The sequence below is a fragment of the Pseudomonas sp. EA_65y_Pfl2_P78 genome (genome assembly GCF_963970495.1).
Classification (GTDB): domain Bacteria; phylum Pseudomonadota; class Gammaproteobacteria; order Pseudomonadales; family Pseudomonadaceae; genus Aquipseudomonas; species Aquipseudomonas baetica_A.
This window is the reverse complement of the sequence record NZ_CAXAON010000001.1, coordinates 1-24578: the sequence shown is the minus strand read 5'-3', so window position 1 is coordinate 24578 and position 24578 is coordinate 1. Positions and strand designations below refer to the sequence as shown.

General features: G+C 59.3%; 20 protein-coding genes and 1 pseudogene. 6 read left to right on the top strand and 15 right to left on the bottom strand.

Translation table 11 applies throughout. The features are described 5' to 3' along the window. The first annotated feature begins 77 nt into the window (after positions 1 to 77). From AACY02_RS00105 to AACY02_RS00090, 4 genes are all read left to right on the top strand, one after another. Positions 78 to 1883 carry a phenylacyl-CoA dehydrogenase gene (locus AACY02_RS00105; protein WP_339430232.1) on the top strand — a complete coding sequence of 602 codons (1806 nt, stop codon included), beginning with the start codon at positions 78 to 80 and terminating at the stop codon, positions 1881 to 1883. Between the two features lie 222 nt (positions 1884 to 2105). Further along, positions 2106 to 3395 carry a GGDEF domain-containing protein gene (locus AACY02_RS00100; protein ID WP_339430231.1) on the top strand — a complete coding sequence of 430 codons (1290 nt, stop codon included), beginning with the start codon at positions 2106 to 2108 and terminating at the stop codon, positions 3393 to 3395. Positions 3396 to 3485: 90 nt separating this feature from the next. After that, positions 3486 to 5282, top strand: coding sequence for an acyl-CoA dehydrogenase C-terminal domain-containing protein (locus tag AACY02_RS00095; protein ID WP_339430230.1), 1797 nt, complete (start codon positions 3486 to 3488; stop codon positions 5280 to 5282). Between the two features lie 213 nt (positions 5283 to 5495). After that, complete coding sequence (locus AACY02_RS00090) at positions 5496 to 7274, top strand: acyl-CoA dehydrogenase C-terminal domain-containing protein (RefSeq protein WP_339430229.1); 1779 nt, start codon at positions 5496 to 5498, stop codon at positions 7272 to 7274. A 226-nt stretch (positions 7275 to 7500) separates the two neighbouring features. Here the strand turns inward: AACY02_RS00090 and AACY02_RS00085 are convergent, their stop codons facing one another. Continuing rightward, the gene (locus AACY02_RS00085) at positions 7501 to 8430 is read right to left on the bottom strand and encodes a LysR family transcriptional regulator (protein ID WP_339430228.1); all 930 of its coding nucleotides are present in this window, start codon (positions 8428 to 8430) and stop codon (positions 7501 to 7503) included. Between the two features lie 169 nt (positions 8431 to 8599). Here AACY02_RS00085 and AACY02_RS00080 point away from each other — a divergent pair, with 169 nt between their 5' ends. Both AACY02_RS00080 and AACY02_RS00075 read left to right on the top strand, forming a co-directional pair. Continuing rightward, entirely contained in the window at positions 8600 to 9868 is a 1269-nt protein-coding gene (locus AACY02_RS00080) for an aspartate aminotransferase family protein (protein ID WP_339430227.1), read from the top strand. 196 nt (positions 9869 to 10064) lie between these two features. Further along, entirely contained in the window at positions 10065 to 10223 is a 159-nt protein-coding gene (locus tag AACY02_RS00075; protein ID WP_003228885.1) for a YqaE/Pmp3 family membrane protein, read from the top strand. A 135-nt stretch (positions 10224 to 10358) separates the two neighbouring features. Here AACY02_RS00075 and AACY02_RS00070 read toward each other — a convergent pair whose 3' ends face one another. From AACY02_RS00070 to AACY02_RS00005, 14 genes and pseudogenes are all read right to left on the bottom strand, one after another. Continuing rightward, positions 10359 to 12167, bottom strand: coding sequence for an alpha/beta hydrolase family protein (locus tag AACY02_RS00070; RefSeq protein ID WP_339430226.1), 1809 nt, complete (start codon positions 12165 to 12167; stop codon positions 10359 to 10361). Then, positions 12133 to 13269 carry a pyrroloquinoline quinone biosynthesis protein PqqE gene (gene pqqE, locus AACY02_RS00065; RefSeq protein WP_401160105.1) on the bottom strand — a complete coding sequence of 379 codons (1137 nt, stop codon included), beginning with the start codon at positions 13267 to 13269 and terminating at the stop codon, positions 12133 to 12135. Before pqqE ends, AACY02_RS00070 begins: the two co-directional genes overlap by 35 nt. Before the next feature lie 7 nt (positions 13270 to 13276). Continuing rightward, complete coding sequence (pqqD, locus tag AACY02_RS00060) at positions 13277 to 13552, bottom strand: pyrroloquinoline quinone biosynthesis peptide chaperone PqqD (protein ID WP_041070005.1); 276 nt, start codon at positions 13550 to 13552, stop codon at positions 13277 to 13279. Further along, entirely contained in the window at positions 13549 to 14301 is a 753-nt protein-coding gene (gene pqqC / locus AACY02_RS00055; protein ID WP_100846463.1) for a pyrroloquinoline-quinone synthase PqqC, read from the bottom strand. The genes pqqD and pqqC overlap by 4 nt, the downstream gene beginning before the upstream one ends. Positions 14302 to 14429: 128 nt before the next feature. Continuing rightward, the gene (pqqB, locus tag AACY02_RS00050) at positions 14430 to 15341 is read right to left on the bottom strand and encodes a pyrroloquinoline quinone biosynthesis protein PqqB (protein ID WP_339430224.1); all 912 of its coding nucleotides are present in this window, start codon (positions 15339 to 15341) and stop codon (positions 14430 to 14432) included. 81 nt (positions 15342 to 15422) lie between these two features. Next, a complete protein-coding gene (gene pqqA / locus AACY02_RS00045; RefSeq protein ID WP_003422658.1) occupies positions 15423 to 15497 on the bottom strand; it encodes a pyrroloquinoline quinone precursor peptide PqqA in 75 nt (24 codons plus the stop codon). Between the two features lie 163 nt (positions 15498 to 15660). After that, entirely contained in the window at positions 15661 to 18075 is a 2415-nt protein-coding gene (gene pqqF / locus AACY02_RS00040) for a pyrroloquinoline quinone biosynthesis protein PqqF (RefSeq protein ID WP_339430223.1), read from the bottom strand. Between the two features lie 38 nt (positions 18076 to 18113). Further along, positions 18114 to 18908, bottom strand: a complete 795-nt coding sequence (locus AACY02_RS00035; protein WP_339430222.1) for a carbon-nitrogen hydrolase family protein — start codon at positions 18906 to 18908, stop codon at positions 18114 to 18116. Between the two features lie 12 nt (positions 18909 to 18920). Further along, positions 18921 to 20603, bottom strand: a complete 1683-nt coding sequence (locus AACY02_RS00030) for a flavin monoamine oxidase family protein (RefSeq protein ID WP_339430221.1) — start codon at positions 20601 to 20603, stop codon at positions 18921 to 18923. A gap of 204 nt (positions 20604 to 20807) precedes the next feature. Beyond that, complete coding sequence (locus tag AACY02_RS00025) at positions 20808 to 21269, bottom strand: Lrp/AsnC family transcriptional regulator (RefSeq protein WP_007966501.1); 462 nt, start codon at positions 21267 to 21269, stop codon at positions 20808 to 20810. 121 nt (positions 21270 to 21390) lie between these two features. Continuing rightward, positions 21391 to 22200, bottom strand: a complete 810-nt coding sequence (locus AACY02_RS00020) for a DUF3037 domain-containing protein (protein ID WP_339430220.1) — start codon at positions 22198 to 22200, stop codon at positions 21391 to 21393. Then, positions 22197 to 22940, bottom strand: coding sequence for a HipA family kinase (locus AACY02_RS00015; protein WP_339430219.1), 744 nt, complete (start codon positions 22938 to 22940; stop codon positions 22197 to 22199). The genes AACY02_RS00020 and AACY02_RS00015 overlap by 4 nt, the downstream gene beginning before the upstream one ends. Positions 22941 to 23096: 156 nt before the next feature. Beyond that, entirely contained in the window at positions 23097 to 23405 is a 309-nt protein-coding gene (locus AACY02_RS00010; RefSeq protein ID WP_339430495.1) for a DUF3077 domain-containing protein, read from the bottom strand. Positions 23406 to 23682: 277 nt separating this feature from the next. Continuing rightward, a pseudogene (locus AACY02_RS00005) lies at positions 23683 to 24578 on the bottom strand (IS3 family transposase); the annotation flags it as partial.

Genomic DNA, 24578 nt, shown 5'->3' with positions numbered 1-24578 from the left:
TTCAAACAACTGTTTGACCGTCACAACAAATCTACGCGGTCGTTCATTCCCGGTTACATCAGCAGAGGTTTATCGCTATGCCTGACTACAAGGCCCCCTTGCGTGATATTCGCTTCGTTCGTGACGAACTGCTCGGCTACGAAGCGCACTATCAGAGCCTTCCGGCTTGCGCAGACGCAACTCCAGACATGGTTGACGCCATTCTCGAAGAAGGCGCCAAGTTTTGTGAGCAGGTACTGGCGCCGCTGAACCGCGTTGGCGACACCGAAGGTTGCACCTGGAGCGAGTCCGGTGTGAAAACTCCGACTGGCTTCAAAGAAGCTTACAAACAATTCGTCGAAGGCGGCTGGCCTAGCCTGGCGCACGACGTTGAGCATGGTGGTCAAGGCCTGCCTGAGTCGCTGGGTCTGGCCGTCAGCGAAATGGTAGGCGAAGCCAACTGGTCGTGGGGCATGTACCCAGGCCTGTCGCACGGCGCGATGAACACCATCTCCGAGCATGGCACTCCTGAGCAGCAAGAGGCGTACCTGACCAAACTGGTTTCCGGCGAGTGGACCGGCACCATGTGCCTGACCGAACCGCACTGCGGCACCGACCTGGGCATGTTGCGCACCAAGGCTGAACCTCAGGCCGACGGTTCCTACAAAGTTTCCGGCACCAAGATCTTCATCTCGGCCGGTGAACACGACATGGCCGACAACATCGTCCACATCGTACTGGCCCGCCTGCCGGATGCACCGGCCGGCACCAAAGGCATTTCCCTGTTCATCGTTCCTAAGTTCATGCCGAACGCTGACGGCACTCTTGGTGCGCGCAACGCAGTGAACTGCGGTTCGCTGGAACACAAGATGGGCATCCACGGTAACGCCACCTGCGTGATGAACTTCGACGGCGCCACCGGTTTCCTGATCGGCCCGGCAAACAAAGGCCTGAACTGCATGTTCACCTTTATGAACACCGCTCGCCTGGGTACCGCGCTGCAAGGTCTGGCCCACGCCGAAATCGGTTTCCAGGGTGGCCTGAAATACGCTCGCGATCGTCTGCAAATGCGCTCCCTGACCGGCCCGAAAGCGCCGGATAAAGCGGCTGACCCGATCATCGTGCACCCTGACGTTCGCCGCATGCTGTTGACCATGAAGGCCTTCGCTGAAGGCAACCGCGCGATGGTGTACTTCACCGCCAAACAGGTCGACATCGTCAAATACGGCGTGGACGAAGAAGAGAAGAAGAAAGCCGACGCACTGCTGGCGTTCATGACGCCCATCGCCAAAGCGTTCATGACCGAAGTCGGTTTTGAATCGGCCAACCACGGTGTGCAGATCTACGGTGGCCACGGCTTCATCGCCGAGTGGGGCATGGAGCAGAACGTTCGCGACAGCCGCATTTCGATGCTGTACGAAGGCACCACCGGTATCCAGGCACTCGACCTGCTGGGCCGCAAAGTGCTGATGACTCAAGGCGAAGCCCTGAAAAGCTTCACCAAGATCGTCCACAAGTTCTGCCAGACCAACGAAGGCAACGAAGCCGTTAAGGAATTCGTCGAACCGCTGGCTGCACTGAACAAAGAATGGGGCGAACTGACCATGAAGGTCGGTATGGCCGCCATGAAAGATCGCGAAGAAGTGGGCGCGGCTTCCGTGGACTACCTGATGTACTCCGGTTATGCCTGCCTGGCCTACTTCTGGGCTGACATGGCACGTCTGGCAGCCCAGAAGCTGGCAGAAGGCACTGGCGACGCAGCGTTCTACACCGCCAAGCTGCAAACCGCGCGCTTCTACTTCCAGCGCATCCTGCCGCGTACCCGTACCCACGTGGCTACCATGCTGTCGGGCGCCAACAACCTGATGGACATGAAAGAAGAAGATTTCGCGCTGGGCTACTAAGCCTTAACGCGGTCTGCACAGCCGCTGCTCCTTTCGGGGCAGCGGCTTTTTCTTGCCTGATGAAAAATTGTTTAAGCGATGAAAATTCCCCACTAAAACGCTAAGAAAAGACGATTTCCTGCCGTTAAAGAGGCTTCGATGTGACGCGCGTCACACCGCATGTGCTCAACTGCTCAAAATGCAGGCACAATGCCATCTTTTGCCGGGTCGGAGTTCTACCCTTTGCCGCGTTCTTCCGCTGTACGTCTCAGCCATTTCCTACCTTCACTGCTGTTGTTGCTCGCGGGGTTGGCGGCTGCGTACGTCAAAGACCTCAACGTGTTCTTCACGTCGCTGTTCAACGTTTTGCCGACTCTGGTACTGCTGCTGGGCGGTGCCTACTGCGCGGTTTACCGACGTCAGCGCGAACTGTTTCTGATGCTCACGGTGTACATCGCCTACTTTTTGCTCGACACCCAGACCGATTATTACCGCGACAACGGCAAGGTGCGCGAAGACGCTGCCGTGGTGTTCCATCTGGTCTGCCTGCTGCTGCCGTTGTTGTTCGGTGTGTTCGCTGCCTGGCAAGAGCGTACGCATTTGTTTCAGGACATGGTCGCGCGGTTTGCCGTGTTATTGGCCTTCGGCAGCGTGGCGCTGGGGCTTGAGCAAAGTTACCCACAAGCGCTGCTGATGTGGCTTTCGGAAATCCGCTGGCCGGCGCTGCACGGCGCGTGGATGAGCCTGATCCAGTTGTCGTATCCGGTGTTCATCTCGGCCTTTGTGTTGCTGGCCTGGCAGTACTGGCGCAATCCGCGTCCGCTGCACGCGGCGCAACTGGTCGGGTTGCTCGGGGTGTTCTGGATGCTGCCGAAAACCTTCATCCTGCCATTCACCCTGAACATCATGTGCAGTCAGGTGATGTTGATGATTGCGGCGGCGGTGGCGCACGAGGCTTATCAGATGGCCTTTCGCGATGAACTGACCGGGCTGCCGGGCCGGCGCGCGCTCAACGAGCGCATGCAACGCCTTGGCCGAAATTACGTGCTGGCGATGAGCGACGTCGACCACTTCAAGAAATTCAACGACACCCACGGCCACGATGTTGGTGACCAGGTTTTGCGTCTGGTCGCCAGCAAGCTGTCGAAAATCAGCGGTGGCGGTAGGGCGTATCGTTATGGCGGTGAGGAATTCGCCCTGGTGTTTGCAGGCAAAACCCTTGAGGAGTGCATGCCGCACCTTGAGGTGATCCGCGAGTCGATTGCTTCCTACAACATTCAACTGCGCAATCAGGAAAACCGCCCGCAGGATGATCAGCAAGGTCGTCAGCGCCGCGCCGGCTCTGGTGCTTCCAGTGTCTCGGTCACGGTCAGTATTGGCGTCGCTGAACGCGTCGAGCAACGCAACCCCGAACAAGTGCTCAAGTCCGCGGACGAGGCGCTCTACAGCGCCAAGGGCGCGGGGCGTAACTGCGTGGTGGCGTTCGGACAGAACCGCCGTGGCGCGGTGCGCATGGACACTGCCGCCGGTTGAGTGATGACGGCGCATTCAGCGTCTGGACAATGATTGTGGGGCAGGGGAGCCGGCAGTAGGTTGAAGAAATCTGCTGACGGAGAAGCCACCATGCCCGAGTACAAAGCTCCCCTGCGCGACATGCGCTTTCTGATCGACCACGTCTTCGACTTCCACGCCAACTACGCCGCCCTCGGCGCGCATGACGCCAGCCCGGACATGATCAACGCGATCCTTGAAGAGGGCGCGAAGTTCTGTGAGAACATTCTGGCACCGCTCAATCGCAGCGGTGACGAAGAGGGCTGCCATTTCGACAACGGTGTGGTGACAACGCCTACGGGCTTCAAGCAGGCCTTCGCACAATATGTCGAGGGCGGCTGGCACGGTCTGGCGGCGGATCCGACTTATGGCGGCCAGGGCCTGCCGAGCTCGTTGGGGCTGGTGATCAGTGAAATGGTCGGCTCCAGCAACACGTCCTGGGGCATGTACCCGGGGCTGACCCACGGCGCAATGTCAGCGATCCACGCCCACGGCACCGCCGAGCAGAAAGACACTTACCTGAGCAAACTCACCGCCGGCCAATGGACCGGCACCATGTGCCTGACCGAGGCCCATTGCGGCACTGATCTGGGCATCATCAAGACTCGTGCCGTGCCCCAGGCTGACGGCAGTTACGCGGTCACCGGCAGCAAGATTTTCATCTCTGCCGGCGAGCACGACATGAGCGACAACATCATCCATCTGGTATTGGCCAAACTGCCGGACGCGCCGGCGGGCACCAAGGGCATTTCGCTGTTCATCGTGCCGAAGTTCTTGCCGGATGCTGTGGGTGAGGCCGGTGAGCGCAACGGGGTGTCCTGCGGTTCGATCGAACACAAAATGGGCATCAAGGCTTCAGCTACCTGCGTGCTGAACTTCGACGGCGCCAAGGGCTTCCTGATCGGCGAGCCGAACAAGGGCCTGAACTGCATGTTCACCATGATGAACCACGCACGGCTTGGTACCGGCATGCAGGGGCTGTGTCTGGGCGAGGCGAGTTTCCAGGGTGCGATCAAATACGCCAATGACCGCTTGCAGATGCGCTCACTGACCGGCGCCAAAGCCCCGGACAAAGCGGCCGACCCGATCATCGTCCACCCGGATGTGCGGCGCATGCTGTTGACCATGAAAGCCTTCAACGAAGGCAATCGTGCACTGACCTACTTCACCGCGCAGATGCTCGATGTCGCGCACCTGAGCGGCGATGCCCAAGCGCGTCAGGACGCCGAAGACCTGTTGGCGTTCCTCACGCCGATCTGCAAAGCGTTCATGACTGACACCGGGCTGGAAGTGACCAACCACGGCATGCAGGTGTTCGGCGGGCATGGGTTCATTCGTGAATGGGGCATGGAGCAGTTGGTTCGCGACTGCCGGATTGCGCCGATCTACGAGGGCACCAACGGCATTCAGGCGCTCGATCTGCTCGGGCGCAAGGTGCTTGGCAGTCAGGGCAAGCTGCTGCGGGGCTTCACTAAAATCGTCCACAAGTTCTGCGCGGCGAATGCTGAGCATGCGCAACTGGGCAGTTTTGTCGCTCAGCTCAACGAGCTGAACCAGCAGTGGGGCGACCTGACCATGAAGGTCGGCATGGCGGCGATGAAGAACCCGGACGAAGTCGGTGCCGCCTCGGTGGACTATCTGATGTACAGCGGCTACATCATTCTCGGCTATCTATGGCTGCGCATGGCGCAGGTGGCGCAGGCGCAACTGGACGCGGGCGAGGGTGAGGCGGATTACCTTCGGGGGAAACTGGCAACGTGCGAGTTCTATTTCAAACGGCTATTGCCGCGCACGGCGGCGCATCGTGCGGCGGTCGAGGCGGGTAGCGATTGTCTGATGAAACTGCCGGCAGAGCTATTTGCGCTCTAAGCGCAAAAAAAAGATCGCCGCCTTCGTCGGCTTCTCCAGGTAATCGCGTTTTACCTGGGTCGCTGGCGAAGGCTGCGGTCTTTTTTGTGGTGACTAAAAATAACAAATCAGTCACCGGTTGACCCTATGTGTCGCAAAAGTTGTTGAGGTACACTCAGCCTCAACGAAAGCACCATTCCACGAATCACCTGTTTAGATCTTGCGAGGTTTGCCATGGCTGACTACAAAGCGCCGCTGCGCGATATGCGCTTCGTCCTCAATGAAGTATTCGAAGTCGCCAAACTCTGGGCTGAGTTGCCGGCACTGGCAGAGACCGTTGATGCTGAAACGGTTGAAGCGATTCTCGAAGAGGCTGGCAAGGTCACCAGCAAAAGCATTGCGCCGCTGAGCCGCGCCGCTGACGAAGAAGGTTGTCACTGGGCCGACGGTGCCGTCACCACGCCCGCCGGTTTCCCACAGGCCTATCAGACTTACGCTGAAGGCGGCTGGGTCGGTGTTGGCGGTGATCCGCAATACGGTGGCATGGGCATGCCCAAAGCCGTGTCGGCCCAGGTCGAAGAAATGGTCAACTCCGCCAGCCTGTCCTTCGGTCTGTACCCGATGCTGACCGCCGGTGCTTGCCTGTCGATCAACGCCCATGCCAGCGAAGAGTTGAAAGCCGCGTACCTGCCAAACATGTACGCCGGCGTCTGGGCCGGTTCCATGTGCCTGACCGAGCCGCATGCCGGCACCGACCTGGGCATCATCCGCACCAAGGCCGAGCCGCAGGCCGACGGTTCCTACAAGGTCAGCGGCACCAAGATCTTCATCACCGGTGGCGAACACGACCTCACTGAAAACATCATCCACCTGGTGTTGGCCAAACTGCCGGACGCGCCGGCCGGTCCGAAAGGCATTTCGCTGTTCCTGGTGCCGAAGTTCATGGTCAATGCCGATGGCAGCCTGGGCGCGCGTAACCCGGCCAATTGCGGTTCGATCGAACACAAGATGGGCATTCAGGCGTCCGCGACCTGTGTGATGAACTTCGACGAAGCCGTCGGGTATCTGGTCGGCGAGCCGAACAAGGGCCTGGCTGCGATGTTCACCATGATGAACTACGAACGTCTGGGCGTCGGTATTCAAGGTCTGGCGACTGGTGAGCGCTCGTATCAGAACGCCGTTGAATACGCCCGTGACCGGCTGCAGAGCCGTTCGCCGACCGGCGCGCAGAACAAAGACAAGGTCGCTGACCCTATCATCGTCCACCCGGACGTGCGTCGCATGCTGCTGACCATGAAAGCCTCGAACGAAGGTGGGCGTGCGTTCTCCACCTACGTCGCGATGCAACTCGACACCGCCAAGTTCAGCGAAGACGCGACCACGCGCAAGCGTGCGGAAGATCTGGTCGCGTTGCTGACGCCGGTGGCCAAGGCATTCCTCACCGACCTAGGCCTGGAAACCACCGTACACGGCCAGCAGATTTTCGGCGGTCATGGCTACATTCGTGAATGGGGCCAGGAGCAACTGGTGCGTGACGTACGCATTACCCAAATCTACGAAGGCACCAACGGCATTCAGGCGCTGGACCTGGTCGGACGCAAGATCGTCGGTAGCGGCGGTGCGTTCTACAAACTGTTCGCTGACGAGATCCGCCATTTCACCGCAACCGCCAGTGCTGATCTGGGCGAATTCACCAAGCCGCTGAACGAGGCTGTCGACACCCTTGACGAGTTGACCGCATGGCTGCTGGATCGGGCAAAAAACAACCCGAACGAAATCGGCGCGGCGTCAGTCGAATATTTGCAAGCGTTTGGCTACACCGCTTACGCCTACATGTGGGCATTGATGGCCAAAGCCGCATTGGGCAAAGAAGCGCAGGAAGATTTCTATGCCAGCAAGCTCGGCACTGCACGCTTCTACTTCGCCCGTCTGCTGCCGCGTATTCATTCGTTGAGCGCGTCGGTAAAGGCTGGCAGCGAGTCGCTGTTCCTGCTGGAGGCGGCGCAATTCTGATGATGTAACGTCATGTAAGCATTTGCTTACGTGACGTGATGCTGTTCTCCCATAGGCGTAGATTGGATCCACAGCTAATCTACATTTCATGGACGTCGCGCAGGAAGCGCAAAGCAACAACACGGACACGTAGGATTCTGCCAGGGTGGCGGAGTGAAATGGATGTCAGGGAAACAGTCTGCAAAGCCCCGCTTCGGCGGGGTTTTCTTTTTCCCGCAGAAAAGTCTCAGGCCAAGGGGGCCAGTGGCGATGCCCCTGTAAGCGGTCTCTCCTCACGCGCCATCACCTCTTCCAGCAATGTGCGCAATAGCGCCAAAGACGCCTGCTGACGTTGCACATCGCGACACACCAGCCCGACTTTCAATGGCACCCGAGGTTCGCTCAGCGGTTTCCACAGCAGGTCCTGATCGTGGTACTCCTTCTGAGAACGTCCCGGCAGCACCGTCGCCAGTTTGGTGTGCGGCAGACTGTCGAGAATCCCCACCATATTGTTCAGCTCGGCCTGTACCTGCGGGCGCCGTCCGAGGCTGGTCAGCTGTGCCTGCCAGATCTGACGAATCTGAAATTCTTCCCCCAGCAGCAACATTGGCAATTCGGCCGCTTGGCGCATCGATACTTTCTTGAATTCACGCAATGGATGATCCGCCGGGATGACCAGCGTCAGTTCATCTTCGTACAGCATCACGCCATGGAGGCCCGGTTGGCGCGGTGGTAGATAGCTGATGCCGATGTCCAGCGAACCATTGAGCAGGCGCCGTTCGATCTCCAGCCCGGTCAACTCATAGATTTGCACAACGAGATGCGGTTGGGCCTTGCGCACGCGTTCGAGCAGTTGCGGCACCAGGCCGGTGTGTACGGTTTGCAGCACACCAATCGCCAGCGTGCGCAACGCCTGACCCTTGAAGTTACCCAGCGCCTCGCGCGCCCGTTGCAAGCCATCGAGCAAGGGCTGCGCGTGGTTGTACAGCGTGTGCGCAGCCAGCGTCGGCAGCAGGCGTTTGCTGCTGCGTTCGAACAGGGTGACGTCGAGGTTCTGCTCAAGCTGGCGGATCTGCTGCGACAACGCCGGTTGCGAGATCGACAGCCGCTCAGCAGCCCGGCCGACATGGCCTTCTTCGTAGACCGCGACGAAATAACGCAGTTGTTTGAAATCCATAAGTAACACTTATCGAAAATGCTGGGAAATCGAAATGGCTCGAAGCCGTCAGTGGGCCTAGTCTACCCGCATTCACAAGGCTTACAGGGCCAGAAAGCGCGATGAAGAACGTTCGCTTCGACAGTGTTTGCATAGGCAGTTCAAAAAACCCCAAGCGAGGTTTTTTTCAATGAATCTGTTCAGTTTGCGGCGCCAGACGCCAAGCCTTGATGACCTCTCATTCGAGGCCGCCCCGCCCGATACCGGCGAGCGCCTGATGCCGAGCGTCGAGCGACCACACCAGGTGTTCGTCCGGGGCCAGGGTTCTTGGCTGTGGGACAGCAACGACCGCGCTTATCTGGACTTTTCCCAGGCGGGCGGCGCCAACAGTCTCGGTCACAGTCCTTCAGCGCTGGTGAAAGCCATCACCAGTCAGGCTCAGGCGCTGATCAATTCTGGTTTCAACCTGCACAATCGCGGCATGCTCAGCCTTGTCGAACGCCTGTGCGCCAGCACCTCCAGCGATCGTGCTTATTTGCTCAACAGCGGCAGCGAAGCCTGTGAAGCGGCAATCAAACTGGCGCGCAAGTGGGGCCAACTGCATCGCGGTGGCGCCTCGCGGATCATCGTTGCGAAACAGGGCTGTCATGGCCGTAGTCTGGCGACGATTTCAGCGTCGGACAGTGGCAACCTGCACAACCGTTTCGCTCCGTTGCTGCCGGGTTTCGACCGCGTGCCGTTCAACGATTTGCCGGCCCTGCACGCGGCGGTCGATGCGCAGACCGTGGCCATCATGCTGGAGCCGATCCAGAGCGATGCCGGGGTGGTTGCGGCCAGCGCGCATTACCTCAAAGGCGTTGAGCGTCTGTGCCGCGAGTTGGGCATTCTGCTGATTCTCGACGAAGTGCAGACCGGCATCGGCCGCTGCGGTACCTTGCTTGCCGAACAATCCTACGGCGTTCGTGCCGATATCGTCGTACTGGGCAAAGGTCTGGGCGGTGGCGTGCCATTGGCGGCGCTGCTGGCGCGAGGCAAGGCTTGCTGTTTCGAACCCGGTGAACTGGGCGGGACCCATCACGGCAACGCGCTGATGACAGCGGCCGGTCTGGTGGTACTCGACAGCGTGCAGGACCGGGCCTTTCTCGAACAGGTCAAAGACAACGGCCAGCATCTGCGCGAAGGTCTTGCGCGTTTGGCTCATCGCTACGGCCATGGCGAGTTGCGTGGTCAAGGGTTGTTCTGGGGCCTCACCCTGTCGGACGATTCAGCCGAAGCTGTGGTCCAGGCCGCACGGCACGAAGGCCTGCTGCTCACCGCTGCGCAACCCGACTGCCTGCGCTTCACCCCGGCGCTCACTGTCAGCAAAGCCAACATCGACGAAATGCTCCTGCGCCTGGCCCGAGCCTTCTCCCGCGTGCTTGGCGCACAGATGCAATGCCGCAAAGGGATTGCCGTCTGATCCGAACTGTCTTACCCGAATTCAAGAACCGTCTCGCGGTATAACGCACGCCCTACGCCTGATTCTTTTGGCGTGGGGCGTTTTTTTGTACGCAGTAGTGGCAAACAGCAGTCAGATGCAGTGAACCCTGACGAACGGCAAAGGTCGATTAGCTTGTATGGCTCAAATGAGCCAGCCCCCACTCAGGAGCTGCCCCATGGACTTTATTCGCATCATCATCGCTATTCTGTTACCGCCGCTGGGTGTGTTTCTGCAGGTCGGGTTTGGCGGGGCGTTCTGGTTGAACATTTTGCTGACGTTGTGCGGCTACATTCCCGGGATCGTGCATGCGGTTTACATCATCGCCAAGCGTTGAGTTCTGCGGCGTCAGGTAAATAGTCTTCGCGAGCAAGCCCGCTCCCGCACTGGATGTGTGTTGTTCACAAATCTCCTGTGGGAGCGGGCTTGCTCGCGAATGGGGCGACTCGATGGATGAAAGTGGGCGTGGATCTCAGTCCGCCAACATCACCCGCCGATAAAACGTCCACTCCTGCTCCAACGCATGCGCCTGATTGACTGCGCGGCGGAAGCCATGGTGCTCATCGGCGTAGTAATGCGCCTCGACCGCAATGCCGTTGCGCTCCAGCGCCTGGGCCATGTCGCGGGTCTGTTGCGGCACTACGACAGCATCCAGTTCACCCTGGAAGAAAATCACCGGCACGCGGATGTTGCTTGCGTGCAGCAACGGCGTGCGGGCGGCGTAGCGTTCGGCGTCTTGCTCGGGATCGCCGATCAGCCAATCCAGATAATCCCCCTCGAACTTGTGCGTCGCTCTAGCCAACGCCACCGGATCGCTGACCCCATAAAGGCTGGCGCCGGCACGAAACACCTGATGAAACGCCAAGGCACAAAGCGTGGTGTAGCCGCCCGCGCTGCCGCCACGGATGAACGCACGTTCAGCGTCGATCAGCCCTTGTGCGGCGAGATACCCCACCACTGCGCAAGCATCTTCGACATCCACATCGCCCCAGCTCAGATGCAACGCCTGCCGATATTCGCGGCCATAACCGCTGCTGCCGCGATAGTTGAGGTCAGCGACGGCGAAGCCACGTTGCGTCCAGTACTGGATGCGCGGGTCAAGCATCGGGTAGCAGGCCGAGGTTGGGCCGCCATGGATGAACACCACCAGCGGCGGTTTCACTTCACCGCCCATGGCCGGATAAAAGAACCCGTGAGCCTCTCCCGAACCGCTGGGATAACGCAGGGTTTGTGGACGGCTGATGCGTTCGGCGGGCAACGGTGCGACGCCACCGGCCAGCACTGTTACGTCGTGGGATGCGCGATCAATGGCGATCACCGCCGAAGGGCTGATCGGCGAGGCCGCGATGCAATAGATGAATTGCTGATCCAGTGCCAGATGACGCAAGCGGCTGTAGTCGCCGGTGAAGTCTTCACCGTCGAGCGTCAGACGACCGAAGCCGCCCTCACTCCAACTGCCCAGATACGAGTCGCCAACGGGCAACCAAGTACAGCCACCCAGTTGCCAAGGCGCGGGCGCATGATCGGCTTCGGCGCTTGGCAACGCTTGCAGACCATCGTCTGTTTCGCCCCACGGCTGCCAGAATCCGCCGCGATCAGTCAGACAAAACAAGCGGTTTTCGGTATTGAATCGCGGTTGCTGGATCGACTCCTCAACCCAGTCACCCGCCAGGCAACGTGGTGCTGAAAAGCCCCCGTCAGCCGAGCGCCCAGCCACCATCAACCGAGTCGAAGTCCACGGTTGATGCGGCCGGCTCCACTCGATCCACGCCAAACGCTGGCCATCCGGGCTGATGATCGGCGCGGCATAAAAGTCCGCGCCCTCTGCCAGCACATGACGCGTGCTGTCAGCCAGATCAATCGCGACCAAGCGATGTTGATCGTGGTGTTCTTCCACTGCCAAGACCCGACCCTGGGCAACATGCAGATCGCCGTAGCGACACTCACCCGACGTCAGCGCTTCAGGCTGACCATCCAGCGCCTGTCGATACAACTGCTGATCCGCCTCGCCGACGAAAACCACCCCGTCGGGTGTCAGACAAAACGCGCCACCGCCATATTCGTACACGCGGCTGCGCACGCTGAAACCTTCGGGCGTCAGACATCTCGCCACGCCATCGCGCCAATGCCAGATCCGGCACGCCGCATCCTCCGGACGATATTCATTCCAGAACAAACCGTTGCTACCCAGTTGCAGTTCGGCGAAATCCATCCCGGCGGCGACGGCTTGAGCGGCGCTGAAAGGCTCAGCTTTTGGCGATGAGGCGTGAGTTTCGTTCATTGCGAAAGGCCAGTTGTTCGATGGTTTGAGTGGCGTGCTCGGCTTCTTCGCGGGCCTTGAGGATCACACCGTGATGTTCGGATTTGCTGCACACAGGGTCGGCATTGCTCGCGTCACCCGTGAGCATGAACGCCTGGCAGCGACAGCCGCCGAAGTCCTTTTCCTTCTCGTCGCAGGAGCGGCACGGCTCGGGCATCCAGTCGTACCCGCGAAAGCGGTTGAAGCCGAACGAGTCGTACCAGATGTGCTGCATGCTGTGGTCGCGCACGTTGGGAAATTGTACCGGCAGTTGTCGCGCGCCATGACAGGGCAGGGCAGTGCCGTCCGGTGTGACGGTCAGAAAGATGCTGCCCCAGCCATTCATGCAGGCTTTCGGGCGTTCTTCGTAATAGTCCGGGGTGACGAAAATCAGCTTGCACGGATGCCCTTCGGCTTCCAGCTTGGCGCGGTATTCGTTGGTGATACGTTCGGCGCGCACCAGTTGTTCCTGGGTCGGCAGCAGACCGACACGATTGAGCTGCGCCCAACCGTAGAACTGGCAGGTGGCAAGCTCGACGAAGTCTGCTTCCAGCGCGATGCACAGCTCGATGATGCGGTCGATCTTGTCGATGTTGTGCCGATGGGTGACAAAGTTGAGCACCATCGGATAGCCGTGGGCCTTCACCGCACGGGCCATTTCCAGCTTCTGTGCGAAAGCCTTTTTCGAGCCGGCGAGCAGATTGTTCACCTGCTCGTCGCTGGCCTGAAAACTGATCTGGATGTGATCGAGGCCAGCCTTCTTGAAGTCGCTGATTTTCTGCTCGGTGAGCCCAATGCCCGAGGTGATCAGGTTGGTGTAGAACCCAAGCTTGCGCGCCTCGCCGATCAGCTCGGCGAGATCCTGGCGCACCAGCGGTTCGCCACCGGAAAAACCCAATTGCGCCGCGCCCATTTCCCGCGCCTCGCCAAACACCTTGATCCACTGCTCGGTGCTCAGCTCTTTGCCCTGCTCGGCGAAATCCAGCGGATTGGAGCAGTACGGGCATTGCAGGGGGCAGCGGTAGGTCAGCTCGGCGAGCAGCCACAGCGGCAGGCCGATCTCAGGCTTGGGCGGTACTTGCACCGATGAATCAGGCAAGTTCGATCCAGTGCTGCGCACGGGCAACCTCCATGAATTGCTCGATGTCGTCACCGAGTTCGGGCACGCCGGGGAACTGCTCGTCGAGTTTGGCGATGATCGCCGCGACATCGCGCTCACCGTCGATCAGACCGCCGATTAGCGCAGCGCTGTCGTTGAGTTTGATCATGCCTTCGGGGTACAGCAGCACATGGCCTTTCTGCGCCGGCTCGTACTGGAAACGGTAGCCGGGACGCCAGGTCGGGATCTTGCTGCGATCAAAACTCATAAGGTGATTCCTTTATGCCAGACCCGTTGCTCGGTCACGCTGTGATACGGCGGGCGGTTCAGTTCGTAAGCCATGCTCATGGCATCGAGCATGCTCCAAAGAATGTCCAGTTTGAACTGGAGAATTTCCAGCATGCGCTCCTGGCCCTCGCGGGTCTTGTAGTGCTCGAGAGTGATCGCCAGACCATGCTCGACATCGCGCCGCGCCTGGCCGAGGCGGGTGCGGAAATATTCGTAACCGGCCGGGTCGATCCACGGGTAATGTTGCGGCCAACTGTCGAGGCGCGATTGGTGGATCTGCGGTGCGAACAGTTCGGTCAGTGAACTGCTGGCGGCCTCCTGCCAACTGGCCCGGCGGGCGAAGTTGACGTAGGCGTCGACGGCGAAACGCACGCCGGGCAACACCAGTTCCTGAGATCGCAGTTGATCCGGATCGAGGCCGACGGCTTGGCCCAAGCGCAACCACGCTTCGATGCCGCCGTCTTCACCGGGGGCGCCGTCGTGGTCGAGCAGGCGCTGAATCCATTCGCGGCGGATTTCGCGATCCGGGCAGTTGGCGAGGATGGCCGCGTCTTTCAGCGGAATATTCACCTGATAGTAGAAGCGGTTGGCAACCCAGCCCTGAATCTGTTCGCGGGTGGCGCGGCCCTGGTACATCGCCACGTGATACGGGTGATGGATGTGGTAGTAGGCGCCTTTGGCGCGCAGGGCCGCTTCGAATTCGGCGGGGGACATCGGTTGGTCGGTCATTGCGGTTCTCCGGGGAACAACCGTTGGGATCCTGGGTGTCTGGTCTGATGCCTTCGCGAGCAAGCCCGCTCCCACGTTGGAATGCAGTCTGCTTGTGGGCGCGGGCGTGCTCGCGAAGAGGCCGGTCGCTACAGCACAATACTCATGCCGTCATACGCCACTTCAACATCACGCCGCGCCAGTTCCGCGCGCTGCGGCGAATCCTCGTCGAGAATCGGGTTGGTGTTGTTGATGTGGATAAGCACCTTGCGTTGCTCGGGAAGCTGTTCCAGCACTTCGAGCATGCCGCCAGGGCCGTTCTGCGCCAGATGGCCCATCTCGCGACCGGTGCGGGTGCCGACGCCACGGCGCTGCATTTCATCGTCGTCCCACATTGTGCCGTCGACCAACAGGCAATCGCTGCCCGCCATGATCTCGAGCAACGGCGCGTCAACCTTGCCCAGACCCGGGGCATAGAACAGTTTGCCGCCAGTCTTCAAGTCTTCGACGATCAGGCCGATGTTGTCGCCCGGATGCGGGTCGAAACGATGCGGCGAGTAGGGCGGTGCGGCGCTGCGCAATGGCAGCGGGGTGAAGCGCAGGTTCGGGCACGCGGCGACGGTGAAGCTTTGATCGAGTTCGATGCGGTTCCAGTTCAACCCGCCATTCCAGTGGGTGAGCATTTTGAACAACGGAAAACCCGTGCTCAGGTCTTCGTGAACCATGTCCGTGCACCAGACCTGATGCGGGCAGCCTTCGCGCAGGCTGAGCAGGCCAGTGGTGTGGTCGATCTGGCTGTCCATCAGGATGATCGCGCTGATCCCGGTGTCGCGCAGCGCACGGCCCGGTTGCATCGGAGCGAAGCTCTGCAACTGGGCGCGGATGTCCGGCGAGGCGTTGCACAACACCCAGTTCACGCCGTCATCGGAAATGGCGATGGACGATTGGGTGCGGGCCTTGGCATTCAGGCTGCCGTCGCGAAAGCCTGCACAGTTGACGCAGTTGCAGTTCCACTGCGGAAAACCGCCACCGGCGGCCGAACCCAGAATCTGGACGAACATGAACGCTCCATCATTTCAACGCTGAAAATAAAACGCCTCGGCGAGCCGAGGCGTTGCACTGCAATTCTGACGAGGCAGAACTCAGCGGCTGGCGAAGTACATGGTGACTTCGAAGCCGATACGCAGGTCGGTATAAGCCGGTTTTGTCCAGGACATCAGGTGACTCCTTCATTGAAAGGGCGGGTGGGATAGCGCTATCCATAGGTATAGTCCACGGCAGCGCAGGGACGTTCCAAATAGTTAGGCGGCTATGTTACTCAAAATTTCAGAGGGATTGTCCGTGAATCTTTGAGAAAGCTCCTTGCAGCCTCGGTAATGATCATTTTCCCGCTTGCCAGGGGGCGCCCGGTATTGGGCCGCTGGCGAGGCAGTGCCAGCCGCCTTCGGCAGCGGTCAACCGTTGCGCAGCGGCCAGCAATGTCGTTCGACTCAGTTGGCCGATTGCCGCGACCAGTTGCTCCAGATAATCCGACGGGTGGCCGGCGAGTTTGGCCTGCCAGAGCAGTTCGGCAGCGTCCTTGAAAGGCAGATGGGTGCTGTCGAACTGATCCGCCAGGCGCTGGCGCTGTTGGTCGAGACAGGCCTCGTCGGTGGATTCGATCAATGCGCACATGCCTTCAAGGAATTGCTGAATGTGGCCGAGCAATTCTGTAGTCGTGGCGTTTGGTGATTGCACGCCGAACAGCAACCCAACCTTTCCATGGATTTGCCGCAGTGCACTGAACACGGCGTAACCCAACTGCAACTCGCCCCGCAGGCGTTGATAGAACGGCGTCTGGCAAAGCTGTGCGAGCAAGCGCCATGCGGCTTCGTCGGCGATGTCGCGCCCGGCGGTCGGGCAGAACAGTAACAAGGCGTGTTCGCTGGACGCTGTCTCGATGGGGTGCCACAAATGTTGTGTGGTGAGCGCTGTCGGTGCCGGCAACTGATTGTCCGGTACGCCGGGAATACGGCTCAGGGCCAGGCCCATTGCCGATTGGGTCTGTGGATGAAGGCCCAACGCCAGGCCATCCCAGCGAGAAGTTGTCCACAGGTGTTTGGCGTCATCGCAGGTGTTCGCGGGTTGCAGACAATGCTCCGGGAGTGCCTTGAGCAGTTGGCGGATCGGTATCAACGCCGCTTGCGCCTCACCCGGCAGGGAATCGGTGTCAACTTGCGTCAGACATTTCAGCGCGTGCTCAAGGACGCTGGGCATGGGCTCTTGCAGCCCGGTCAGTTTCAACAGCCATTGATTGCCGCCCATGCTGAGCGATAACTCGACCCCAGCCTGACGCGCATCATCCTGAGTTGCTCGCAGACTGCGCAGCAGCCTCGATTGCAGAGCTGCAGAGGCCGCCGCCTCCAGTTGCCAGCGCAGATAAATCGCCCCGTCATCACCGTTGTCCGGCAAGGCCTGACTCAATTGCATTGGCGAACGTTCGCGACGCCCGCGTGAACGATCCTGAGCAAACGTGCGCAGGCCTCGGTGGGCGCTGGTTTGTCCGCGGATCAGTCCGGCGTTGGCCAGCGGCTCGTTGGCCCGCAGGAAAGGATTGGCGGCGGGCAGGTGCCAGTGGTGACTGAAGTTATCCACCGTGCCCATTTCACGCAGCATTCGTTTCAGCGCGCTCGCGCCCGATTCCGACAAACCGCTTTCGAGTTGCTCGCTGTCGAGCCGCGCCAGTGGCAACGCCGCGCTGACTTGTTGTTGACGCGCAAGCACGGCGGCGTATTCCTTGCGCAGCGGCGCCCAATCCTGTTGCGCGAAGAAACTCAGCCAGTCGCCCGCGTGTTCGCCAATGGCACCCAGCGATTCGGCGGGTGCATTGAATGCCAGATGCAGCAAGGCCTGCCCGGCAAAGTGATACAGCGGCGCTGCGTGCAGGCCGTCAGCCAGAGCCTGTGCCCGCAAGTACGCCAGCAATCCACCTGGTTTGGCGCTGTTGAGCCAATGGCAGAGAAACGCCATCGCCTCAGCCGACGACTCGGGCAACGCGTCGAACGCAAACAGCAGATTGCAGCGCTGTTCACCGACCTGTTGATAACGGCTCACCGCCAGCGGGAGGCTCACGGCTTGCGCAACGTGATCCCCGGCCGGCAACGTCGCCGCAAACTGCAAGGCCAGTGCGCGCAATTGTTCAAGGCTCTGCGGCCCCACCAGGCTCAATGTCATTTGCCCGGTGCGATAAAACCGCTGGTGGAAATCCTTCAACGCCTCTTGAAACGCCGGCTGCTCCACTTGCAGGCTGGCCCGATTCCCCGCATGAAACCCGCGCAAGGGATGCTCGGCTGGCAAACCTTGGTACAACGCAAGATCCTGCTGCGCCGCAGGATCTTGCGACCAAGCGATAAATTCCGCCTGCAGCACTTCCCGTTCCCGCAACTGATCGTCCAGATTCATACGCGGATGGGCGAGCATGTCTGACAGACGCTCAAGCCCGCCGCTGAACGATTGCGTTGGCAACTCAAAGAAAAAGTCAGTCGTACGCTCGTCAGTGCTGGCATTCACCTGCCCGCCGTGACCTTGCACGTAGGCCATCAACCCTTCGCTCGCAGGAAAACGCTCAGTGCCGAGGAACAGCAAATGCTCAAGAAAATGCGCCAGCCCCGGCCACGCCAAGGGCACGTCATGGCTGCCGGCAGCCACCCGTAACGCGGCGGCACTGCGCTTCAAACCGGGCGCATGACGCAGGGTTACGCGCAAGCCGTTGGCCAAGGTTTCGGTGTGGGGGCGGGGGGGAGTCGGCGCAGGCATGGGCACTTCCAGAACAGTGAAGTGCCAATGCTAGCGGATTAGCGCTGGTTCAGCGCGCCGTAAAGCTCGGGGCGGCGATCGCTGAGGTAGTGATTGGCGGCGCGGGAGTCGATCATCAACTGCCGATCCAGTTCGCCGACGATCAAGGCCTCATCCAGACCGGCCTGAGCCCTGCGGCTGCCGTCCGGCGCGGCGATGCTGCTTTGCCCGCAATAGTGAATGTCACCTTCATGGCCGCAGTAGTTGGCGTAAGCCACGTAGCACTGGTTCTCGAAGGCACGCGAGCGGACAGTGACGTCAGCGACGAAATCGAACGGAATCATGTTCGCCGTCGGCACCAGAATCAGTTCGGCGCCTGCCAGGGCCAGACGCCGGGCGTTTTCCGGGAATTCCAGGTCGTAACAGATCAGGAAACCGAGCTTCCAGCCATTGAGTTCAACCACGGGAAACGCGTCTTCGCCCGGACTGAACATCGAGCGATCGAGATCACCGAACAGGTGTGTCTTGCGGTAATTGCACAGGCGTTCGCCTTGGGCGTCGATCATCTGCACAGCGTTGTAGATCTGCCCGTCGGCAGTGCGCTCGGGATAACCGTACACAATCGCAAGGCCGGCAGCCTTGGCGATCCGGCCGATCTGTTGCGCCCATTCACCGTTGTAGACCTCGGCCAATGTACTGACCGCCTCGGCGCCGATGTTGTAGCCAGTCATGAACATCTCCGGCAGCACCAACAGATCGGCGCCTTTGGCCTCCATCGCCAATCGATGCAGGCGTTGCAGGTTGGCGGCGGGGTCCAGTGGCAGCGGTGGACATTGGTAAAGGGCTACACGCATCAGGGATTCCTCTTACTCAGGCAGGGCGATAGGGCCGATATCTTTGAACACATCACCCGGGCCCGGGTTCTCTTTATGTGTAGAACCGCCGAAATGGTTCATGATCCCCCACACCGCGTTGAGCGAAGTCTGCACCGCGCCTTCGACCCAGGCCGGCGTCCACGACACGTCGTCACCGGCGATGAAAATCCCGCGCTGTTCGGCTGGCATGTCGTCCTGCATGAAGTGCGCGTACATGCGCTGGTTGTAGCGATAGTGGCCGGGCAGGGCGCCTTTGAATGCACCGAGGAAATGCGGATCGGCTTCCCACGACACCGTGATCGGATCGCCGATGATCCGCGCGGCGATGTCGACTTTCGGGTAGATCTTTTTCAACGCGTTCAACGCCAGTTCCACACGCTTTTCCACAGGGTGCGGCAGCATCTTCAAGGCGTCGCTCATCCACGAGTACGACAGGCAGATCACGCCCGGTTTGTCGTCGCCGTTATCGAACAGATAGGTACCACGGGTCAGGCGATCGGTGAGGGTCATGCTCATCAGGTCGCGCCCGGTTTGCGGGTTCTTGTCCTTCCAGAACGGCCGATCGACCATCACGAACGTTTTCGACGATTGCATGTAGCGGGTGCGGTCGAGCGCCATCCACATCTTTTGCGAGAACAGGGTTTCGTCGCATTCGATCTGCGTGGTCAGCAGCCAGCTCTGGCAAGTGGTCAGCACGGCGGCGTATTCGCGGGTGTCACCGTTGTTGTCGGTGACGGCGAAACGGCCGTCGGGCGCATGGGCAATTTTCTTCACGCCTGAACGTGGCGCGCCACGGTGCAGGGACTTCAGGCTGGTGCCTTCAGGCCAGTGCACGCAGCGCTGTGGCACATGGCGCCAGATACCCTGCGGCACTTGTTCAACGCCGCCGACCACCAAATGTTGGTGATCGTCGCAGTTGGTCATCACCACCCGGAAGATTTCCAGCATCGAATTGGGAAAGTCAGAATCCCAGCCGCCGGTGCCGAAACCAACCTGACCGAACACTTCGCGGTGATGGAACGATAACTTGGCGAACGCCTCGGACGTGGCGACGAAATCGTAGAAGGTGCGGTCATCCCACAGCGGCACCAGAGTGTTCCACAGCTCTTTGAGGCGCGGCACATCACGGTCGCGAATGGCTTGCTGGATATCGGCGAACTGTGAACCCGCCTCCAATGCATCGGCCCAAGCGTCAGCCACTTCCTGAAACAGGGCAGGAAGATCCTTCAGGCTTTGTGCGTAATGGGTTTTGCCTTCCAGGTCGATCACGGTGCTGCCGGAGGCGGGCGTCAACGGGTTGGGGAAGGGCTTGGTTTCGAGGCCGAGTTTGTCGACGTAGTGATAGAACGCAGTGGAGGACACCGGGAAACGCATGCCACCGAGTTCGGCGACGATACCGTCAGTGCCGTTGAACGCTTGCGAGCGCAGGCGGCCGCCCAGCTTCGAGGCCTCGTAAACCACCGGTTTGAGGCCAAGCTTCATCAGCTCATAAGCCGCCACCAGACCTGCGATGCCGGCGCCGACGATCGCCACTTCAGCGCCGTGGTGATGCTCGGGAATGCTGCCCAGGCCGGCCGGGTGTTCGATCCAGTCATCGAAGGCGAACGGAAAGTCCGGACCGAAAATGGTGATTGGCTTCTTACCGTCTGCAGGATGGCGATTGTTCTTGTTCATGGCTGACCTTGCTGGCGACCCGACGCTGGATGCGCGTCTGAGTATAGGAAAAGATGCCAGCCATTCTAGGGAGCCTGGGACACGTTAATAAGACGCAAAGTGTCGTCGTTTTGCCAGTTTATCGATCAAAGTGACGAGCCAGTGCTACACACCGCACTGTGGGAACCAGCCTGCTGGCGATGAGGCTCTCTCAGCCACCCGCGATTAAACCGGCTGTCCCCGATCAATCTTGCTACTCAAGATGATCGACGTGGTGGTCTTCTCAACCCCATCCACACTGCCAATCTGATCCAGCAGTTGATCCAGTTGCTCCGGCGAATCCGTGCGCAACCACGCCACATAATCAAATTCGCCGCTCACCGCACACAACTGCTGCACCTGCGCCATCGCACTCAACCGGCGCAACACCTCTTTGCCGGAGCGCGGCTGCACCTTGATCCCGACATACGCCTGCAACCCGCCATCGACTACGCGTTGCCCCAAACGCACACCATAACCGGTGATCACTTTGGCCTTTTCCAGGCGTGCCAGCCTTGAAGTCACGGTGGTGCGCGCAATGCCCAACTGCCGGGCGAGCATGGCGACGCTTTCGCGGGCGTTGATTTGCAGAGCGGCGATCAACTGGCGGTCGATTTCATCAAGCGCGGGTGGGCGGGTGTCGGGCAAGGGGGGCTCCATGGTCGCGGGTCTATGGGTTGCGCATGTTACAGGCTCAACGGGTGAGATATAGACATCACACAAAAACGGAAAAGCCGCGCAGTTGCGGTGCCTATCGAGCGAATATCGACTATTGAGCGTAGCGCTGTGCGAAGTCGGCGATTTTCTGTGTTGCCTGAAAATCAACCAGCTGTAGACCATGTGCCTCAATACTTTGCTTGGCAACTTGCACCGCTCTGCGGTGGCGAGGTGATTCAGTCTCTGCAGGAGTGCTAACGGGTATGAGCACGTTTTGCAGCTGAATTATGCCTTCCTGTTCCGCTCTCACGAATTTCATCAGCCACTGATCGCAGTGATCGAGTATTGCGCTGGGCTCTGACTGATCAAAAGCCAAGGGTTTGATAGCTGCCACGACCTTGTTGCGATGCACCAAGGGGAGATGCAGTTTAGTCAGGTCGCCAGTCAGGGTGTCATCGCGAAAACTACGAATAGATGCTTGCGAAAACAATTCTCGAATCTCTCGAACCATGACCTCTTCGCGCCGCTCGCGGCCTATGCCTTGGCGATCTATGTAGCGGTTGAACAGCGTAGCGAGGGTCGCGTCGAGGTTTTCTACAAGTATTGATCGCATGGGGCTGAAGCGAATCATCGACTCCTTCGGCTCCGTCATGAATCGAAAGTGGTTAACGATCTGCGACTCTTGAGCGCCTGCTGACATGAGGCGAATGCTGTCCAGTTCGTTTTGGGCTATTTCCATCGCCTTGCCGAAAAGGTTGCTGCACTCAAAGAAATGATTGACCCGTTTTAGATTTTTACGAGCGAGTTTGTACTCCATACGGCCAATAGCAGGCGCCGAGAGAACGATGCCCACATTGGCAAACTCTTCGGTTTCCGCAAAAGGCGCGAAGCGCACAATGCTGTAAAGGCAGGTGTATTTCATTTCAGGACGCTCCAGAATTCGTCCGATTGGCAAAGCATCAGGTTGCGTTCGATTTCCTCAAGCAGTGTTTCCAGTCCGAGTGCTCCGATGGACTCACACCACTCCTCGGGAATATCTGAGCATATGTCACGAAACCGTCCAGCAGTGTCATGCATCCGCTGAGCGTATTCAACTTTGTCGACCAGATCCAAACGCCATGCCCGATTTTCGGGGCCAAACACATGGCTTTCAGCAAACCCTGAAGCATCCAGTGGCCATTGGAATGCCTGGTTGTGATCGATCAGCTGTAGCTGATTGTTGGTAGTGCACATCAGCAGATTCGGGCGCCCACCAAATGGTCCCAACTGACGATCACTGTTACCGACCCAGTAATCAAAAACGAAGACGGCTTTTTGAAGGCTGCTCGGAACCAGTAGTGCTTGTGAATACAGCAGGTCAGCCGCATCGGCGATGTAGGCAAGGGCATAACTGTCCCCGGGACCGAGATCACTGCGAGCTTGCGGGTTATAACGCAACAAGGCTGGATCGACATAGATGCAGCCGTGCTCGGGGATCGGCAGGCCGAACTGGGCAGCCAAACGAGCGCAGAGTAGTTCGGCAATGCGTTCGGCGGGCGGCAGTTCCAAGCCTTTGACCACATAGTGCTGGTCATTGTTTGCACGACACAGGAATGGGCGTGTTATCCCTCCTTCCAGTCGACGAATGATCTCCACCGCTTCTACGTAGTTACCGACGGCCATTCATGGCTCCCTCATAAATCTGCTTGGCAGACAATACTGGTCTGCTTCTCGATGCACCATGCCTCCTAATCATTTCCAGGCTACATATCATTGGATATCAGGCTGTAGTGGCATCGACGCCCCGATTCACCGGGGCGCGAATCGAGGAAGGTCGTGCTAAACCTGCGTTTGGTTGCGTGTCGCGAAGCGTTGATGGTTGATGACCTTCACTACATCATCAATCACCGCTTTGCTCATCGCCGCCAGAAAATGAGCGCCCCAGGCATAGCGGTCAGTTTTTTTGTCGTAAGCGGCGTCTTCAGCGAAGGCTTTGACGAGAAACAGCAGGTCGGAGGCTTGAGACAGAGCAACGCCGATCGGGAGGCCGGCGCTGACGTGGAAAAGGGGTTGATTGGAGCCGTAGATGAAGGGGGTAAGGCCGATGGTTTTCAGGTCAGAAGGCGTGGACGAGTCTTTTTCAGTCAGGGTGATACTCCTAATTTGAAGAGGCACCGCATTCGTTTCCATGCGAATGGGTGACAGCTGCGCGCAGGTTGGAAACCGGAAAATCAGGAAACCGGCACGTCCGAAGACGTCCCGCGCGCAGCCGTCATAAATCTGGATCGCAGACTAAAAATCTTTGCGATCACGAAGGCAGAGCGTTGTTGTCATTAATTTAATCGGGTTTCCAAGCCTGGCCGCTGATGAGCAGCGACGCCTTGAGAGTATCCCTGTCTAGTCCTGAAATAGGTTTACACCTATCTCACCCTAACGCCCGATGCACTGCATCGGGCGTTTTGTATTTTAAGGACAGGTGCGGGCGCTCTTGGTTGTAGATCAAGACCGCTTCCCGCACCATCTGCTCCGCTTGCTTCAGGTCGGTCGGCCGGTGGAGCAAGAGTTCCGTTTTCAAGATGCCGTTGACCCGCTCTGCCAAGGCGTTTTGGTAGCAGTCGTAGCCATCGGTCATCGAACAAGTGATGCCGTGTTTGGCATGGAGCTTTTGATACAGCGCTGAGCAGTACTGCACACCTCGATCCGAGTGATGGACCAGCTTTTGACGTGTTCTACGCGTCTTCAACGCCATGCGTAACGCTTGAGCTACCGAGTCGGCATGCAGGCTGCCATGCACGTGGTAGCCGACAATTTTTCTCGAGTAGACATCCGTTACCAAGCTCAGGTAGACCGGCTCATCACGCTTGGTGGATAGGTAAGTGATATCGGCTACCCAGACCTGTTCCGGGCCGGTCGCGATGACTTGCTGCGGGCCAGGTTTTAGCAGGTTGGGGTGGCAATGGAAATGATGATGGCTGTCGGTTGTTTTGTGATAAGCCCGTTTCCTGCGCACTAGTTGGCGGTGCTCACGCAAGACCTCGAACAACCTATCCCGGCCGACGTGCAGCTCAGGTTTTTCACGCTTCGCGTGCATCATCGAGTGCAGTTTACGAGCACCAATGCAGGGTTGGCGCACACGGACTTCCTGCACGAACTTGATCAGGCGTTGATCTTGATCGACTCGGGCCCGATAGGCCCGATCACGCTTGTAAAAGGCTTGGCGACTGATCCCCATAAACTGGCAAGCCCTGCTGACACTCAGGGTTTGGGTTTGCGCAACGACTTGCCGGGCCGCTTTTTTACAATGGATACGCCGTAGTCGTT

Excerpts from the sequence above, each read along its gene's own strand:
- pqqB (WP_339430224.1), bottom strand. The coding sequence starts at position 15,341 with ATGTTCGTCCAGATTCTGGGTTCGGCCGCCGGTGGCGGTTTTCCGCAG.
- pqqC (WP_100846463.1), bottom strand. The coding sequence starts at position 14,301 with ATGACCGACCAACCGATGTCCCCCGCCGAATTCGAAGCGGCCCTGCGC.
- AACY02_RS00075 (WP_003228885.1), top strand. The coding sequence starts at position 10,065 with ATGGACTTTATTCGCATCATCATCGCTATTCTGTTACCGCCGCTGGGT.
- AACY02_RS00030 (WP_339430221.1), bottom strand. The coding sequence starts at position 20,603 with ATGAACAAGAACAATCGCCATCCTGCAGACGGTAAGAAGCCAATCACC.
- pqqD (WP_041070005.1), bottom strand. The coding sequence starts at position 13,552 with ATGAGTTTTGATCGCAGCAAGATCCCGACCTGGCGTCCCGGCTACCGT.
- AACY02_RS00090 (WP_339430229.1), top strand. The coding sequence starts at position 5,496 with ATGGCTGACTACAAAGCGCCGCTGCGCGATATGCGCTTCGTCCTCAAT.
- AACY02_RS00080 (WP_339430227.1), top strand. The coding sequence starts at position 8,600 with ATGAATCTGTTCAGTTTGCGGCGCCAGACGCCAAGCCTTGATGACCTC.
- AACY02_RS00020 (WP_339430220.1), bottom strand. The coding sequence starts at position 22,200 with ATGAAATACACCTGCCTTTACAGCATTGTGCGCTTCGCGCCTTTTGCG.
- AACY02_RS00035 (WP_339430222.1), bottom strand. The coding sequence starts at position 18,908 with ATGCGTGTAGCCCTTTACCAATGTCCACCGCTGCCACTGGACCCCGCC.
- AACY02_RS00095 (WP_339430230.1), top strand. The coding sequence starts at position 3,486 with ATGCCCGAGTACAAAGCTCCCCTGCGCGACATGCGCTTTCTGATCGAC.
- AACY02_RS00085 (WP_339430228.1), bottom strand. The coding sequence starts at position 8,430 with ATGGATTTCAAACAACTGCGTTATTTCGTCGCGGTCTACGAAGAAGGC.
- pqqF (WP_339430223.1), bottom strand. The coding sequence starts at position 18,075 with ATGCCTGCGCCGACTCCCCCCCGCCCCCACACCGAAACCTTGGCCAAC.
- AACY02_RS00105 (WP_339430232.1), top strand. The coding sequence starts at position 78 with ATGCCTGACTACAAGGCCCCCTTGCGTGATATTCGCTTCGTTCGTGAC.
- AACY02_RS00015 (WP_339430219.1), bottom strand. The coding sequence starts at position 22,940 with ATGGCCGTCGGTAACTACGTAGAAGCGGTGGAGATCATTCGTCGACTG.
- AACY02_RS00070 (WP_339430226.1), bottom strand. The coding sequence starts at position 12,167 with ATGAACGAAACTCACGCCTCATCGCCAAAAGCTGAGCCTTTCAGCGCC.